Annotated in this window: 11 protein-coding genes, 2 tRNA genes and 1 pseudogene; 10 read left to right on the top strand and 4 right to left on the bottom strand. The window is 30.0% G+C overall.

What is annotated here, in order from left to right; all coding sequences use genetic code 11:
- Positions 1 to 1,125 (top strand): annotated as a pseudogene (locus Q0G30_RS06150) (collagen-like protein); the annotation flags it as partial.
- A gap of 86 nt (positions 1,126 to 1,211) precedes the next feature.
- On the opposite strand, the gene Q0G30_RS06145 reads toward Q0G30_RS06150, so the two are convergent.
- Complete coding sequence (locus Q0G30_RS06145) at positions 1,212 to 2,456, bottom strand: DUF1002 domain-containing protein (RefSeq protein WP_294387886.1); 1,245 nt, start codon at positions 2,454 to 2,456, stop codon at positions 1,212 to 1,214.
- Between the two features lie 220 nt (positions 2,457 to 2,676).
- Here Q0G30_RS06145 and Q0G30_RS06140 point away from each other — a divergent pair, with 220 nt between their 5' ends.
- Positions 2,677 to 3,882, top strand: a complete 1,206-nt coding sequence (locus Q0G30_RS06140; RefSeq protein WP_294387883.1) for an NAD(P)/FAD-dependent oxidoreductase — start codon at positions 2,677 to 2,679, stop codon at positions 3,880 to 3,882.
- A gap of 97 nt (positions 3,883 to 3,979) precedes the next feature.
- On the opposite strand, the gene Q0G30_RS06135 is transcribed toward Q0G30_RS06140, so the two are convergent.
- The 3 genes from Q0G30_RS06135 to Q0G30_RS06125 are packed head-to-tail and all read right to left on the bottom strand — an operon-like array spanning position 3,980 to position 4,965.
- Positions 3,980 to 4,540: a manganese catalase family protein gene (locus Q0G30_RS06135; protein ID WP_294387881.1), complete on the bottom strand. Its 561-nt coding sequence runs from the start codon at positions 4,538 to 4,540 to the stop codon at positions 3,980 to 3,982.
- A 15-nt stretch (positions 4,541 to 4,555) separates the two neighbouring features.
- A complete protein-coding gene (locus Q0G30_RS06130; RefSeq protein ID WP_294387879.1) occupies positions 4,556 to 4,804 on the bottom strand; it encodes a spore coat protein CotJB in 249 nt (82 codons plus the stop codon).
- An 11-nt stretch (positions 4,805 to 4,815) separates the two neighbouring features.
- Positions 4,816 to 4,965: a spore coat associated protein CotJA gene (locus Q0G30_RS06125; RefSeq protein ID WP_294387877.1), complete on the bottom strand. Its 150-nt coding sequence runs from the start codon at positions 4,963 to 4,965 to the stop codon at positions 4,816 to 4,818.
- A gap of 158 nt (positions 4,966 to 5,123) precedes the next feature.
- On the opposite strand from Q0G30_RS06125, the gene Q0G30_RS06120 reads away from it, so the two are divergent.
- From Q0G30_RS06120 to Q0G30_RS06085, 8 genes are all read left to right on the top strand, one after another.
- On the top strand, positions 5,124 to 5,759 hold the full coding sequence (locus Q0G30_RS06120) for a hypothetical protein (RefSeq protein ID WP_294387876.1): 636 nt from the start codon (positions 5,124 to 5,126) through the stop codon (positions 5,757 to 5,759).
- Positions 5,760 to 5,915: 156 nt separating this feature from the next.
- On the top strand, positions 5,916 to 7,727 hold the full coding sequence (locus Q0G30_RS06115) for an FUSC family protein (RefSeq protein WP_294387874.1): 1,812 nt from the start codon (positions 5,916 to 5,918) through the stop codon (positions 7,725 to 7,727).
- A 264-nt stretch (positions 7,728 to 7,991) separates the two neighbouring features.
- Complete coding sequence (locus Q0G30_RS06110) at positions 7,992 to 8,864, top strand: MBL fold metallo-hydrolase (RefSeq protein WP_294387871.1); 873 nt, start codon at positions 7,992 to 7,994, stop codon at positions 8,862 to 8,864.
- 146 nt (positions 8,865 to 9,010) lie between these two features.
- Positions 9,011 to 9,085, top strand: a tRNA-Glu gene (locus Q0G30_RS06105).
- Between the two features lie 9 nt (positions 9,086 to 9,094).
- A tRNA-Val gene (locus tag Q0G30_RS06100) sits at positions 9,095 to 9,170 on the top strand.
- Positions 9,171 to 9,454: 284 nt separating this feature from the next.
- The gene (locus tag Q0G30_RS06095) at positions 9,455 to 12,529 is read left to right on the top strand and encodes an alpha-amylase family glycosyl hydrolase (RefSeq protein WP_294387868.1); all 3,075 of its coding nucleotides are present in this window, start codon (positions 9,455 to 9,457) and stop codon (positions 12,527 to 12,529) included.
- A gap of 18 nt (positions 12,530 to 12,547) precedes the next feature.
- Positions 12,548 to 14,191, top strand: a complete 1,644-nt coding sequence (locus tag Q0G30_RS06090) for a triple tyrosine motif-containing protein (RefSeq protein ID WP_294387864.1) — start codon at positions 12,548 to 12,550, stop codon at positions 14,189 to 14,191.
- A gap of 48 nt (positions 14,192 to 14,239) precedes the next feature.
- Positions 14,240 to 17,608 carry a starch-binding protein gene (locus tag Q0G30_RS06085; RefSeq protein ID WP_294387861.1) on the top strand — a complete coding sequence of 1,123 codons (3,369 nt, stop codon included), beginning with the start codon at positions 14,240 to 14,242 and terminating at the stop codon, positions 17,606 to 17,608.
- Positions 17,609 to 17,749 lie beyond the last annotated feature (141 nt).

The raw sequence follows: 17,749 nt of genomic DNA, 5'->3' as shown, positions 1-17,749 counted from the left end.
GCAACAGGAGCAACAGGAGCACAAGGGCCACAAGGATTAAGAGGAGCAACTGGTCCACAAGGATTAAGAGGAGCAACTGGAGCAACAGGTGCAACTGGAGCACAAGGTGTTCAAGGTGTTCAAGGTATTCAAGGACCAACAGGACCAACAGGACCAACAGGACCACAAGGAGCAACAGGAGCAACTGGAGCAACAGGAGCAACAGGGCCAACAGGGGCAACAGGAGCAAGAGGAGCAACTGGAGCAACTGGAGCAACAGGAGCACAAGGTGTTCAAGGTTTACAAGGTATTCAAGGTGAAAGAGGACAACAAGGACCAATAGGACCAACAGGAGCAACAGGAGCAACAGGTGCAACAGGAGCAACAGGAGCAACAGGTGCAACAGGAGCACAAGGAGCAACAGGAGCAGCCGGAGCAGTAGGACCAACAGGAGCACAAGGTGTTCAAGGTATTCAAGGTATTCAAGGTATTCAAGGAGAAAGGGGACCACAAGGAGCAAGAGGAGCAACTGGAGCAACAGGAGCAACAGGAGCAACAGGAGCAACTGGTCCACAAGGTGTTCAAGGTATTCAAGGTGTTCAAGGAGAAAGGGGACCACAAGGAGCAACTGGAGCAACAGGAGCAACAGGAGCAACCGGAGCAACTGGGGCAACAGGAGCAACCGGAGCAACTGGTCCATCAGGAACTATAGGTGACTATGGAGTAATGTTTAGAGAATTTGGAAATGCTCAAATGGTAGCATATGCAAATCATGTAAGTTTCCCAGAAAATCAAATTACAGGAAATAGTATAAATCATGTTGAAAATAGTACTGATATAGAATTAGATGGAAATAAATCATATTTTGTTAAGTATACAGTATCTTATTCAACTAATGAATGTGGCTCTGGATCATATAGAGATAGTAAAGATATTATTTTTGCATTAACAGATGTTAATGGTATGGTTATCTCAGGTAGTGAGCATATAGCATCAATTTCAAGGGATGTATATGCTAATAGTATTTCACTTGGTGTAATAATAACTCCAGATGAAGATTATATTGTAAGATTAACTAATTTAACTCAAGATATTAAGAATATTGCAGTTAATGCAGCAACAGTAACAGTAATTAGATTAGCTTAAAATATTATTTATTTAGATAGTATAGTTTTAAGGAGAGTATAAAGATTTGTGTAAAAAACAAATCTTTATACTCTCCTCTAATTTTATTAATTACTTGTATTATCTTCTATATAAGTTGTAGTGTCTTCTAGGTTAGTCACAGTTTCATCAGTGGTACCTTCTGTATTCAAGTTATCATCAGTTGGTATAGTTGAATCTGTATTTTCAGAACCTTCTATAGCTGGAGAGTCAACTTGTTCTGTAGAATTTTCATTATTCTCAGGTTCATTTGTATCAGAGTTAGTATTAAATAAACTAGTAAACCAATTCCAAATTTTTTCAAAGAATCCTTGAGTTTCTTCAGCTGTAGGTAATTTTATAGCATCTTTATCAGTTGCATCAACTATAACATTGTCACCTAAAAGGTCATCATTAGTTGTTTCTAGTATACCTAAATCTTTATCATTGTTATTAAATAAACCACTAAACCAATCGCCAATTCCAGTAAACCATTCTTTTATAGAATCAATTAAATTTGATGGTACTTTTTCACCAATTTCGTTAAGTTTTTCATTAACAACATCTTTAACACTATTTAAAGCATCTTTCATTTCTTTATAATTATAATCTTGTTCTGCAACTTTAGTCATTAGACTTTCTAATTGTTGTTGCTGTTCAGGTGTTAAATTAACATTGTAATTATTAGTAACATTATTTATTGTATCAGCTATTTGTATAGTATCTTGAGTATTATTTTTAATTATTTCTGTCTTAATATCATTTATTACACCAGTAGCTTTATCTTGTCCAATATCTTCACCTAAATCACCAGTTATAACTAATTCTTCAGATGCAATTTCTTTTTTTGTTTCATCAAGTGGTTCGCCTGTTGCATCTTCAAAAGCTTTCATTATTCCAGTCAAGGCTCCAGTACCACTTACTCCGCCTGATAGTGGTGTCATTGCAATTACATTGGCATCAGTTATTCCACATGTTGTAAGTGTACTTGCTATCATAGAAGATGTGACATAAGTTAAGTTTACAGTTTTAACATTAAGGCCATTGCCTTTAGAAGTTGGTTGTACATATGCACAAGAATAAGTTCTTGTACCAAGTTGTGCTTCTGTAGCAACACCTTCTAGGTATTTTCTTTCTTCTTGATTATTTACCTCCAATATAACTACTTCATTTTCTTTTACTCCAAAGTAATCTAAGACTATTTGTTTTTGTTCAGCAGATAGGTTTGTCCCTAAAGTTACAACATTAGCACCATCAGCGTAAGCGATATTTACATTTCCTAAAATAATTGCACCACATATAAGTAATGCTGAAATTTTCTTCTTTAATCCCATAATTATCTCCTTTTTAAATAAATTATTTCAATATGATGTAATAAAATTACATAATGGAATTAGATAGTTAAAGCAGTATGTATTACCTATTTTATAAATTATATCTGATTGGTTTATTAAAATCAAACGAACAGTTTATTAAAAAAATTCACATAAGATAAAAAAATGAAGTATGATATAATGAGTAAATAAACAAAAGAAATTTAGTGAGGTGACAAGTTTGGCTAAAGTTATAGTTGTTGGGGGAGGACCTGCTGGTATTATGGCAGCTCTTAGTGCAGCAAAAAATAATGAAGTTACATTAATAGAAAGAAATAAAGAAATTGGTATGAAGCTAAGACTTACTGGTGGAGGTCGTTGTAACATAACTAATAATAGAGATATAGAAGAGTTTTTCGATAAAATAGTAAATAATAAAAAGTTTTTATATAGTGCTTTATATACATTTTCAAACTATTCACTTTTAGAATACTTTAGTAATAATGGACTTGAGTATAAGGTTGAACTTGATGAAAAAGTATATACAAAAAGTGATAAAGCTGATGAAGTTATAGAATTATTAAGAAATGATTTAGAAAAGAATAAAGTAAAAGTCAGATATAATACTATGATAAGTGACCTAGTAGTTGAAGATGAAACTATTAAAGGCGTTATAACATCATATGGTGAAAAGATACTAGGTGATAAGGTTATAATAACAACAGGAGGAAAGAGTTTTCCCCATACCGGATCTGATGGAGCTATGTATGAAATATTAGAGAAGCATGGGCATACAATAACACCAATACATGCAGCTTTAATACCACTTGTTATAAAAGAAGAATTTGTTAAAAAACTACAAGGAGTTGCTATGAAAGATGTAGTAGTTTCTGCTAAGCTTAAAAAGAAAAAAATTGAAAAGTTTGGTGATATGTTATTTACTCATTTTGGAATATCAGGACCAGCAGTTTTGAAACTTTCTTCATATATAAGCAAAGCTTTAAGTGAAGGTGAAGTGGAAGTAACTTTAGATTTCTTAAAAGATAAGTCTAAGGATGAAATTTCTCAGATAATAAGAAGTAATCCAAATAAAACTGTATTAAATAATTTAAGGGGAGTTCTTCCACAAAACTTTTTAAAGGTAGTATTTGAGATGTTAGAATTAACAGAGGTTAAAGCTAGTGATTTGAAGAAGGAAGATGAAAATAAGATAATAAATTATATGAAAGAAATGAAACTTACTGCAAGAGAAACTTTATCAATAAAAGCTGCACAGGTTACATCTGGTGGAGTTAAGGTGAAAGAAATTAATTCTTCAACGATGGAATCTAAAATAGTTAAAAACTTATATTTTGCAGGAGAAGTTATAGATATTGATGCTGAAACTGGAGGGTATAATCTTCAAATGGCATTTTCAACTGGGTACTTAGCTGGATCGGATTTTTAAAACAATTGTAATTATATTTAATATAAAAAATAAATAAGTAGATAAGTTTTAAATCTTATCTACTTATTCTTTATATTTTTAAATTTAAATAATTAAGTTAGCATTTAATATGATCTTGTACGTCCATTAAAGCTTCACCAAATCTTTGGAAGTGAACAATTTCTCTTTGTCTTAGAAATTTAAGAATTTCTTTAATATCATGATCATCAGTTAAATTGATAAGCCATTCATAAGTTGCTCTAGCCTTTTGTTCAGCAGCCATATCTTCATGAAGATCAGCAATAACATCATCCTTAGCTTGAATATAAGTTGCTGTCCAAGGATTACCTTGTGCATCTGTATAATATAATGCTCTACCATGATCTGTATAATGACCAGCTAAATCTGCTTTTTTCAAATCTTCTAAGGAGGCATTTGACATTAATTGATAAATCATAGTAGCTATCATTTCAACGTGAGCCATTTCTTCAGTACCTATATCAGTTAATAAAGCTTTTGATTTGCCAGTTGGCATAGTATATCTTTGGTTTAAATATCTTAGAGCTGCACTTAATTCACCATCAGGTCCACCATATTGGGACATAAGAAATTTAGCCATTTTTAAATCATTACATTTTAAATTAATAGGATATTCTAAAGTTTTAACATAGTACCACATAAACTATAAACCTCCTTAATAATTTTCCCAAGGCCAAGGAGATGATACCCAGGCGTCAGGATTTTCAAAGTAAGCAGAACCAAAATTTCTTAATGGACCAAAGTTTTTTTCATAATCCATTATTAAATTATCAAGCTTTTTAGAAACTATTTTATAGTCATTTGTTGCTTTTGAATTATTTGGAAAGTTATCAAGGTATAAATTTAATTCTACTGCATAGAATTGATATTTTTTTATTTCATTTAGTAAATCATTTTCACACATAACAATACCTCCTAATACTTTTTATCATGTTTAGCATAGGGTCTATATAAATCTTTAAATATAGTACCTACCTTTAAGGAAGTTGTAGGATTTATAAGATTTTCATATTTTTGTGGAACAATAAATGCTTTTGCATAATCATTTTTTTCATAGTTACTCATATATTTCATCCTTTCTTAAGTTTTATATAATATAATATGAGTAAAATTTACATTATGTTACCAATATTAATAATGTAAATTTTAATAATTTTACTTTGTATCAAATACTATTTTTTAGAGTAAAATGATAGTAAACAGTTTTTCTTAGAGGAAAAGTAATGGACCAAAATAGCTTTAATAGTTGGGAAGATATATTTAAATTTTGTTCAGGTTCAACTAATAAAGATAATTATGAAGGCAATAAAGGTGAAAATAATCAAAGTTCATCCAAGTGTAACAATTGTAAACCAGGTAATGGGCAAGGAGAAGCAGATGAATCGGCAAGACGGGCAGATAGTGATATTCCAGGTGGGTTTCAAGATATTCCGCCTCAGCTCTTACTAGTAATTGGAGAATTGCTAGGAAATGTAATGGCAGGGAATTTACCATTTAATGTTCAAAATGTAGTAGGAAATTGGTTACAATTAGTAGGGCAGGCAATTGAAGTATTTAATGCACAACAACAATATTATCAAGGTGGGCCAGGACGATATTATAATAGTATTTATAGAAATGTAGCAAATCCATTTTGTACAAGTCAATCAGATGAGACACAAAAAAATATAGTGGTAGATAAAAATAGTGAGAGTGATGAGAAAAGCGAAAAAAATGCTAGTATAAATCAAAGAAATAAAACTGGAAATAAGTCCCAAAGTTTTAAGGAGATAAATGAACTTAAGGTTTGTGTAAAGAAGTTATGTAATGAAATAGAAGGGTTAAAAAAAGAAATAGAGGAATTAAAAAAGAAAACTTAGTAGTAGATTAAGAAGTTTATTACTAAGTTTTTTATAACTAACTTAAAATTATAATTATAATTTATAAGTAAAATTTTACTACCTAACTTAAGTATATAAATTTATTAAAAACAAAGAATAAATTTATTAGCAATTAGAAGGGGAAAATAAAATTTTATGTTTGATTATTTAATTAAAAAGTATAATGTAAATGTTACATCAATGATTAGAAATGGAACTGTTGCAGTAATAACTATGTTAGGAGTCGGAATATTATTTGGAAGCAAAAATGTAATGTTAGCATTTCCTATAGCACTAACTTCTACTGTTATAGGAAGACAAAATTTTTATGTAAAACCATTCAATAGAATAATTAGAATATTGGCATTAGATTTGATTATAGTATTAATAGCATTTATATCATCTTTAAATATATGGATAGGAATTATAATAGATTTTTTTGCAATATTTTTCATTGTTTATATTGTAACATCACCATATGATGCAACTTTTTATAAACCATTTATAATGCTTTATGTTTTTACTCAGTACGCAAATATTTCAATTTATGAATTACCTAATAGATTATTGTCTGTAGTTTTTGGTGCATTAGTTATTATAGCAGGTACATATATAAAAAGAAGTAATGGAAAGGAGATACTAGGGAATAGTGTCAATTCTGCATTTCTTAATATAAAAAAACAAATTGAAAATATTATAGAGAGAAAAATTGATGAAAAATTAACCGAAAATTGCTCTAAAATAATGATGGATTTAGTATATAAAGTATATATAACACGTTATAAAAGATATCTTACTACTAATTTAGGCACTATACAGTTTAAACTATATTTAAACATAGAATATTTAAATATATATTTAAGCAAAATATATGAGTATTATGAAAAAGGTAGAATTTCTAAGGAGCAAATATTAGATCTTTTATCATTAATTGAATTAATAATAAATTATTTAACAAATAAGTGTAAATTGGAGGATGTAACTTATAAAAGTAAATTTATAAATGAAAAGTATAAAAAGGATTCCGAGCTATTTAATGAAATATTACTTATAGTAACATCTATAGTAGATGAAATTAAAGAAGCAGAAATATTAGATAATAAAGAAGCAGATAAGATTTACAAGGAGTGGGAAAGAACTTACTTAGATAAGCCGAAGGAAATATTTAAAGAATATTTTGTTCCTTCATCTATAAGATTTAAATTTGCAATGAGAATGGCAATAACTCTAACATTTTCTATATTTATAGCAGAACTATTAGGATACTATAAAATTATATGGGCTATTATAACCATAATGTCAATTATGCAACCTTATTATGAAGATACAATTACAAAAACCAGGGAGAGAATAAAAGGAAATATTATAGCAATTTTATTTACGGGTATAATAATACATTTATTTCATACAAAATGGATAACCATTTTAATATTAGTTATATCATTATATTTACTTTATGGATTTAAGGAGTATTATAAAATTTCATTATTTGCAGCTATGGCATCTATTTGTATGTCTTCACTAACAGTGAATTTAAACAAATTATTAGTATATAGGATTTTTTATGTAATAATGGGAGTAATAATAGTTTTGCTGGCTAATAAATATATTTTCCCTTATAGGTTAAAGGATGGAATAATTCAATTAGTAAGAAAAGTGTTGAAATATGATGAATATTTAGTTGATACTAGTCGAGAATATTTAAATAAGAGTAAAGGTGATAATTATATTAGAGATTTAATAATACATACTACTCTTTTGACTCAAAAATTATATCTTAGAAATTTACAATATAGAGATGATAACATTACTGAATTTATTGATAAGAACAATGAATTTGTAGTTAAAATTGGATATAAGGTTTTAATGGTTTATAAGAAAAAATACAATGAAAACATATTTAAATATATAAGTGAATTATATGATGATTTTAACGGTAGTGTAAGGAAATTAATACAAAAGATATAGATTAGAAATAGGGGAAACTAATCTATATCTTTTGTGAAGGGAATGATATTAACTAATTACAAAACTATTGAATTTGTTGGTGTGGTTCTTTATGTATATTATTATAGTATATTAATATGTCAGATTTATGTCAGGTATATGAAAAGAAAATGATTAAAAAATAACATAATTTTAAACGTGTTACTTTATTTTAAGTGTATAACTTATATACATTAAAGAATATAATAATATAAGAGAAAATTTAGAAATTAAGAAGTGGTATAAATGAAAACTTATTTGATAAAAAAAGTAAAAGTAAAAATAGTGATAGTTATTTTAGTGATTATTTGTAGTATTATAAACTTCTTGAAGATAAAAGGTGATAGTAAAAGATGGGTAGATGCAGACGTTACAGTAAAATTACCTTTTGAAATAAATATACTAAGTACAGGAAAGTCAGATTTTATTTTAATAGAAAGTGAAGGTAAGTTTGTTGTTATAGATTGCGGATTTTATGAAAATAGTGAAAAAATAAAAGAATTTTTAAAATTTAAAGGTGTAGAAGAAATAGAATATCTAATTTTAACTCATAATGATAAGGATCATATTGGAGGAGCCCCTGTTATTTTAGATAATTTTAAAATTAATAAGTTGGTTCAGGCTGATTATGAAAAAAATACAGTTCAATATAAAAATTATATTGAAGCTATTGAGAGAAATAGTATAGAACCAATATTGATTCATAGTAATATAGTAACTAATATAAATGGAGCAAAAATGACGATATATCCAGCAATTAAGAGCAGATATGATAAATCTAATGATTACTGTATTATAGTTGGAATTGATTATGGAAAATATAGATTTCTTTTTGCTGCAGATGCTGAGAATGAGAGAATGAAAGAGTTTATAGAAGAGGATACTGGAACATATACTTTTTTAAAAATGGCTCATCACGGAATATATAATGATGAAGTAGGAAATTTTTTAGAGTCAGTTTCACCAAGTTATGCAGTTATAACTTGTTCATATTTTATGTATTCAGATAGAAAGCTTATCTCTTTATTAGAGAAATATAAAATAAAAACATTCTATACAAGTAGTGGAGATATAAGTATTAAAAGTGATGGAGAAAATATATATTTTATTCAAAAATAGTTTAATATATTAGTAAAAGCTGATAATAATTAATATATATTATTAGCTTTTATTTTAATTATTAAAAATATTATATTTAAAAAAGTATTGACATAATATTAAATATATATTATATTTAATAAGCAAGTTAACAAGAAATTATTTATGGCCCCTTGGTCAAGCGGTCAAGACACCACCCTTTCACGGTGGTAACAGGGGTTCGATTCCCCTAGGGGTCACCATTAATATTTGGAAGCATAGCTCAGCTGGGAGAGCATCTGCCTTACAAGCAGAGGGTCACAGGTTCGATCCCTGTTGTTTCCACCAAAGACGAGTAATTATACTCGTCTTTTTTTTATGCTTTATAAAATTATAATAAATTAAAAGCTATTAATAACCTTATTAGATTAGTAAAATTAATAATTTTTTTAAAAGATTTTTCAAGAAAATATAAAAACATTTGGAAGATTTCACAAAAAAAAATAAAATGAAAATTAGTAACAATATACAAAAAATGGAAAATATATTGTTGTGTAATGAAAATAGTTATATATTAAAATATGTAACTATTATAGTTACATAAGGGTAAAAAATAAATAGGAGGGAGAGGTTTGAAAAAGAAAAATTTTAATCGAATAATAGTTGGAGCATTAATTTTTACTATTATTTCAAGTAGCCTTGTAACAGGAGCTACAATAAAAGTAACTACTTTTAATAACAGTTATTTAAATCGTTCTCAGGAAAATGAAAACGTTTTAAAGGTTGATGTAAATGAGAATGGTCAGGTAGCATACTGTACAACAAGTAATATTGATGAGAGTATAAACTCTCAAGAAGAAAGAAAATTTTCTTGGGACAACGCAACAGTCTATTTTGCTTTAACAGATCGTTTTAGTAATGGTGATACTAGTAATGACCATTCATATGGAAGAGGTTTAGATCAAAATGGAAATGTTCAAGAAGGATATGAAAATAATCCAGGAGGTTTTCATGGTGGGGATTTAAAAGGATTAACAGAAAAAATAAAAGAGGGATATTTTAAAGATTTAGGAGTTAATGCTATATGGATAACGGCACCATATGAACAAATTCATGGATTTACTTCAGGTAATGCAGCTGGAGGAAATGGACAAGATAATGGAGAGGGCTTTCCATATTACTCATATCATGGATATTGGACATTAGATTATAGTAATATTGATGCAAATATGGGTACTGAAGAGGACTTTAGAAATTTTGTTGACACAGCACACTCTCAAGGAATAAGAGTAGTAATGGATATAGTTTTAAACCACGTTGGTTATACAACTATGAAGGATGCTGATGAATATGGATTTGGTTCTATGAAGAGTGGTTGGGAAGACTATTACTATGGAAATTTAAGAGACTTAGATGGTGGAGCAGTTGAAGCAAATACTTGGTATAACAAGGAAGATTCAACATGGGCAACTAATTGGTGGGGAGACGATTTTGTAAGAGTTTCTGCTGGATATGCAGGATATGAAAAACATAGTGATGGTGGAGGATATACAAACCCACTTTCAGGTTTACCTGATATAAAAACAGAAAGTAAAGAAGAAGTTGACTTACCAGCAATATTAGAAACGAAGTGGAAAAGAGAAGGTAGATATGAAGAAGAAATGGCAGAATTAAATGAATTCTTTACAAAGAGAAATTTACCTAGAACTCCAAGAAACTATGTAATAAAATGGTTAACAGACTATATTAGAGATTTTGGTGTTGATGGATTTAGATGTGATACAGTAAATCATGTTGAAATGGAAGGCTGGGCAGCATTAAATGAAGAAGCAGATATAGCATTTGAAGAATATAAAGCAAATAATCCAGATAAAGTATTGGATCAAGATGCTGATTTTTGGACAACAGGAGAGTCATGGGGACATGGAGTAACTAAGTCTGCATTCTTTACAAGTGGAGGATTTAACTCTATTATAAACTTCTCATTTAAAGGAGCTTCAACTTCAAATATAAAAGCAAAATATAATTCATTAAAAGCTGTAAATAAAGATGATAATTTTAATGTATTAAGTTATATTTCATCACATGATGATTTACTACATGATAGAAATAGTTTAATAGATGGAGGAACATCATTATTATTAGCTCCAGGTGCGGTACAAATATTCTACGGAGATGAAACAGCAAGACCTGTGGGATGGAAAGACTTCTTTACAAGAGGAGAATATAAAGATCAAATGTATCGTACATCAATGAACTGGGATGACTTAGAAAATCCAAATAGCCAAGCCTCAAAAACATTATCTCATTGGCAAAAACTTGGACAATTTAGAAATAATCATTTATCAGTAGGTGCCGGAGAGCATATAGACATTGCTGATTCACCTTATACATTCGGTAGAATATATAATAAGGATGGAAATAGCGATAAAGTAGTTTGTGTTATTGGAGCAACAGGAACTATAGATGTAGATGTATCAAAAGTATTTAATGATGGTAGCAAGGTAAGAGATGCATATACAGGAGTTATTACTACAGTTCAAAATGGAAAGGCAACATTTACTGCAGGAGAAAATGGAGTAATATTAATTGAAAAAGGTGATAAATCACCAGATGTAGGTATTAGTGTACAAGGTTGTGAATATTATGAGGATACTTTAGAGTTAGCTCTTTATGTAACTAATTCAAAAGTAGGTAAATATAGTATTGATGGCGGAGAAGAAAAAACGTTTACTAATGGAGAGAAAATAATTATTGGTGAAGGTTTAGCTTATGATACTACAACAACAGTAACTGTTTCTGCAAAAAATTTAGAGGGAGAATCAAGCTTAACTTATACCTATACTAAAATGGATCCATTAAAAAAGAGAGTAAAAGTTCATTATTATAACTCAGAAGGTTGGAGTAACCCGTATGTTTATATGTATGATGAAAGTGATGGTGAATCAAAAGAAGTAGCAGCATGGCCAGGTGTAAAAATGGAAGATGAAGGTAATGGTTGGTATAGTTATAATCAAGTTGGATGGTTAAATTCACAAGTAATATTTAGTAATGCAGGTGCAAGTCAAAATCCAGGACAAAATCAACCAGGTTTTCAAGTTAATGGTGAAATGTGGTATAAAGATGGGATTTGGTATAAATCAAATCCAGATGGGCCAACTATAAGTAGTATATCTTTTGATAAGAATTCTCCACAGTTTATAAATGAAGATATAAAAATTATAGCTAATGCAACAGGAAAAGGTGAGTTACAATATAAATTTGAAGTTAACAAGGAAGGAACTTCAACATTTATAAGTGATTATACTACTAATAATAGCGTTACATGGGTTCCAACTGAAATCGGTTCTTATACTGTAATTGTAACTGTTAAGGATGAAAGTGGAAAAGAGGTAACTTCAACAAAAACGTATTTAATTGAAAAAATAAATCTTGTTATAAATTCAGTTACTACAAGTGAGGTTGAAGGAAAGGTTGGAGAGCCAATAACAATAACAACAGATGCATTAGGAAGTGGAACACTTCAATATAAGGTTTCTGTACATGAAATTAAGGAGGGATGGAGAGCATTAACTTCAAAATATACTAGTGAAAAAGAAATTGATTGGACTCCAGAAGAGGATGGAGTTTATAAGATTTGGGTTGACGTTAAAGATGAAGATGGTAATAAAGAGTATAAATGTATATCTATTAATATAAAGAAATAGCATAAGTAGGAGGATATTATGAAATCTATTTATAAAAGATATTTCAGTATAGCTGCCGCTACAGTATTAGGAACTACAATGCTTTATGGAGCAACTAATGCCTTAGCACAAGAAAATGATCATTTAAGTAAGTTTATGACAACTTTAAATTTAAAATCAACTACAGATAGTAAGTATGCAACTAATCCTAATGGCTTTGGACAATACAAAACTATAAATGACTTTAGTGATTGGTCAGAAGATATGATAATAGCTCAAGGTGTAGCTAATGATGATGCTCGTATATTTAGAGGAAGTCATGAAGGCCCAGTTTATGACACATATGCACTATATGGAGCATGGGATGATGATAATTTATATTTAATGTGGCAATTTGTAAATGTTACAGATGTAGTAGATCCTGCTCAAGGTTATCCAATAAGCGATAATGGTAAGCCTTGGAATGGAGATATTCCACAAATACTAGCATTTAGTATAGATCCTAATAAAAGTGGAGATGGAACTATAAAGAGCACAGATCCTAAAACAGGCACAGTGAACTATGATGATAATGTTTGGGGAATTAGAGTAAACTATGAAACACCTGTAGATACGTTAATGTATTTTTCAAGTAAACCAGGAGTAGGTCAACCAGCTATATTTAAGGTAGATGATGATTCTTGTTTTAGTTATGATACTGCCGTTGGATTTAAGGATGCAGGAGTATCGTTTAAATATAAAGATGGATTCTTAGGTGATTCAATAATGGGAATTAATAGTAATGGATGGGCTGGATATACTCCAGAAGATTTATTTAGTAATTCTTCAAATTGGGTTGATATGCTAGAAAAAGGGCATGATACAAAACAAGATACTATGTACTCTATGACAATTCCACTAGAGTCATTAGGAATTAATAGGGAGTATATTGAAAACAATGGTATTGGAGTTATGCATATCTCAACATTTGGTCAATCAGGTACTACATCAATACCATATGATCCATCAATGCTAGATGTTGCTACAGAAGCGTATGGACCAGATGAATCTACTTCAGCAGAAAAGGAAGATTATGATGTTATCACTACTTCATTAGCTCGTATAGGTAAAGGTAAAGGTGATGGTCCGGTTATAACTCCTATTAAAATTGATGGTATAACTACTTCAAAAGAATCTCCACAAGTTGAAGGAACATCAATAACTTTAACTACAAAAGCTTCTGGTGGTGAAGGAGATTTAACTTACAAGTATGAAATAAATTCAGAAGTAGTGAGAGATTTCTCTACATCAAAGGATTTTAAATGGACTCCTAAAGAACCTGGTAATTACACAATAAAAGTTACAGTTAAAGACTCTAAAGGAACTACTAGTACAAAGACTTTAAATTATGAAATTACAGAAAAGGTATTAGAAACTTTGGAGATAGAGGGTATAAAAGCTAACAAAGAGGTAGGTACTGTAGGTCAAGTAGTTGAAATTACAGTAACAGCTAAAGGCTCAGAGGAGGCTGTATATGCATTATCTGTTCATGAAATAACAGAGGGTTGGAAAAATGTAAGTAAATATGATTCAAATAATGTAATCTCATGGACTCCAAGTAAAGCAGGAAAATATAAGATATGGATTGATGCTAAGGATTCTAATACAAAAACATCAAAGTATATAGAATACATTGTAGAATAAGATAAATAATTATTATGTATTGGGAATATAAAATATGGGGGGAAAAAAATGAAAAATAGAAATAAAATTATTAGCCTTTTAACAGCATCTACATTAGCTTTAAGCTTAGTATTTAATAATGTCACTGGATTATTAACAGTTAATGCAGCGAGTAAAAAAGCTTCAGTTAACGAAATAGATGATGGAGCAATTTTACATGCATGGAATTGGTCTTTTGATACAATAAAATCAAGGTTACCTGAAATTAAAGCTGCTGGATATAAGGCTGTTCAAACATCACCGATTCAAGCTAATAAAGATCCTTATACTGATAATTCTAAATGGTGGATATTATATCAACCAATTAACTTTAAAATTGGTAATACTCAATTAGGTAGTAGAGATCAATTTAAGAGTATGTGTGAAGAAGCAGAAAAATATGATATTGATATAATTGTTGACGTTGTTGCAAATCATACTGGTAATAGAGGTGACGGAGCTGATGCTTATTATCCACATAACAGTGTTGATCCTTCTATAAAAAATAATGAAAGTTTTTGGCATGATCATAGAGGGGTAGATGACTGGAATAATAGATGGCAAGTAACTCAATGGGGAATTGGTCTTCCTGATTTAAATACAGCAAATAGGCAATTACAAGATATGATTATCGACTTTTTAAATGATGCTATTGCTTGTGGAGCAGATGGATTTAGATTTGATGCTGCTAAGCATATTGAATTACCAAGTGATCCAGCAGGAAGTGATTTCTGGCCAAGAGTTTTAGGTTCTTTAGATAGAGACGATTTATTTATCTATGGTGAAGTATTACAAGGTGGAGCAGATAATATTACTGGATATCATCAATATATGGCAACTACAGTTGATTGGTATGGTGGTTCTGTAAGAAGTGCTGTTGGATATCATGGAAGTGCAAATGTAAATAATGCAAAAACTTATCCTATAAGTGCTAATCCTTCTAATTTAGTAACATGGGTAGAATCACATGATACTTATGCAAATGATCATAAGGAAACTGTTGCTTTAACTAATGAACAAATAAAATTAGGATGGGCAATAATTGCAGGTAGAGCAGATTCAACTCCTTTATTCTTTAATAGAACAGCAGGTGGATATTTAGCAGGAAGTATAGGTAGTGCTGGAGACAATATGTGGAAAGATCCTATAGTAGTTGCTGCTAATAATTTTAGAAATGCAATGGCAGGAGAAAATGAATATGTTAGAACTCAAGGTAATAATTTATTTATTACTGAAAGAGGAACTAGTGGTGTAATGATAGTTAACGTTGGAGGTTCAACAAATGTTAACTGTGATACTAAATTACCAAATGGACAATACAAAGATACAGTATCAGGAAATACATTTACAGTATCTAACGGTAAATTAACTGGTAATATTGGTAACAGAACTATTGCAACAATAATTTTAAAAGATGTTGTTAAAGAACCAACAGTTTCAAGTTCAGTTGAAACAGGAACAAAGTTTGTTGATTCTATAAATGTAACATTAACTGCTCAAAATACAACTAAAGCAACTTATTCAATAGATGGTGGAGCAGCAAAAACTTACACTAATGGACAATCTATAACTTTAGGTAAAGATGCAAAGATTGGGGACATTATCACATTAACTTTAGTTGGTAATGATGAAGAAGGAAAGAGTACAACTGCAACTTATAAGTATGAAAAAGTAGATAAAGTATTAAATGCTACTGCAAAAATTAAGTTACCAAGTGGATGGTCATCTGCAAATATTTATGTATATGATGAAAGTGGAAGCACAGTAAAAGAACTAGCTGCATGGCCAGGAGCAGCAATGACAAATGAAGGTAATGGAGTATATAGTTATACATTACCAGAAGGATGGGGAGACAATACTCAAGTAATATTCAACAATGGAAATAATCAAATACCAGCAGCTCAAGAGCCAGGTTTTGTATTACCAACAGGTAGCACAATGATTTATGAAAATGGTACTTGGAAGAACGCAGGGGTAGTAGTTAAGGAACCAGTAGTTTCTAGTTCAGTAGTATCAGGAACTGAATTTATTAATTCATTACAAGTAACATTAAATGCTGAAAATACAGCTAAAGCAACTTATTCAATAAATGGAGGAGCAGCAAAAACTTATACTAATGGACAATCTATAACTTTAGGTTCAGATATAGCTGTTGGAGAAACTGTTAAGTTAACATTAGTAGGTGAAAATTCAGAAGGAAAGACAGTAACAAAAACTTACACATATAAAAAAGTTGCTAAACCAATTGTAACTACATCAGTTGCAAAGATTAAGTTACCAAGTGGATGGTCATCTGCAAATATTTATGTATATGATGAAAGTGGAAGCACAGTAAAAGAACTAGCTGCATGGCCAGGAGCAGCAATGACAAATGAAGGTAATGGAGTATATAGTTATACATTACCAGAAGGATGGGGAGACAATACTCAAGTAATATTCAACAATGGAAATAATCAAATACCAGCAGCTCAACAACCAGGATTTGTATTACCAGCAGGTAATATAGGAACTTATGCAGATGGAAGATGGACATTAGAAGAAGAGATTATTCCTACGGAGCCTATAGAAATAAATTCATTTACAACAAATAAGACATCTCCACAAATTGCAGATACTACAATAACTTTAACTGCAGATGCAAATGGAGGAGCTGGAGCATTACAATATAAGTTTGTAGCTAAAAATATATCTACTGGAAATGAAAAAGTTATTAGTAATTTTAGCAGTAGTAATTCTGTAAAATGGACTCCAACAGTAGCTGGAACTTATGAAGTTAAGGTAATAGTTAAAGATTCAGAAGATGCTACTGAATATAAAACTATAGAATTTGTTGTATCGGAAAGAGTTAGTGATATAACTTTAAGCCAAATTAAGATTGATAAAGACTCATGTGTAGTATCTGAAGAGGTTGTATTATCTGCTGAAGCAACAGGTGGTATAGGAAATTTAAGTTATAAGTTCTATTATGAAAAAGATTCTGAATACGTGGTTATAAAGGAATATTCAAGTGAAAATTCAGTGGTATGGACACCAACTGAAGCAGGAACTTATTCAGTTAGAGTAGAAGTTAGAGATTCAGCTGGAAATGTAAGAATGAGTGGAAAAAACTTTGTTGTAGAAAGTAAATTAAAAGTTAGTGGAGTAACATTAAGTAAAGAAGATATTAAAGTTGGAGAAACAGTTGATATAACAACTATAGCTTTAGGAGCAAATAATATTAAGTATAGAGTAGCAGTTCATGATTTTGAAAATACATGGACAACACTACATGATTTTGAAACTTCTAATATAACAAGCTGGACTCCAGAAATTGCAGACACATATGTAATTTGGGTAGACGTTATAGATGAGGATGGAAATTATTTATCAGAATCAATAGAAGTTAAGGTAACTGAATAATATAAATAAAGATAAGACCATTATAAGAGAAATTTTATAATGGTCTTATTTTAGTTTAATTTTAATTGGTCTAAAGGATTTGATACAATTATATATATAAGTGCATAATATGGTATATAATTAATAAAGTTTAGAGTTTAA

Origin of the sequence: uncultured Clostridium sp. (assembly GCF_934754925.1) — a bacterium.
Classification (GTDB): Bacteria; Bacillota; Clostridia; order Clostridiales; family Clostridiaceae; genus Clostridium.
This window is presented reverse-complemented; position numbering and strand designations above follow the sequence as displayed.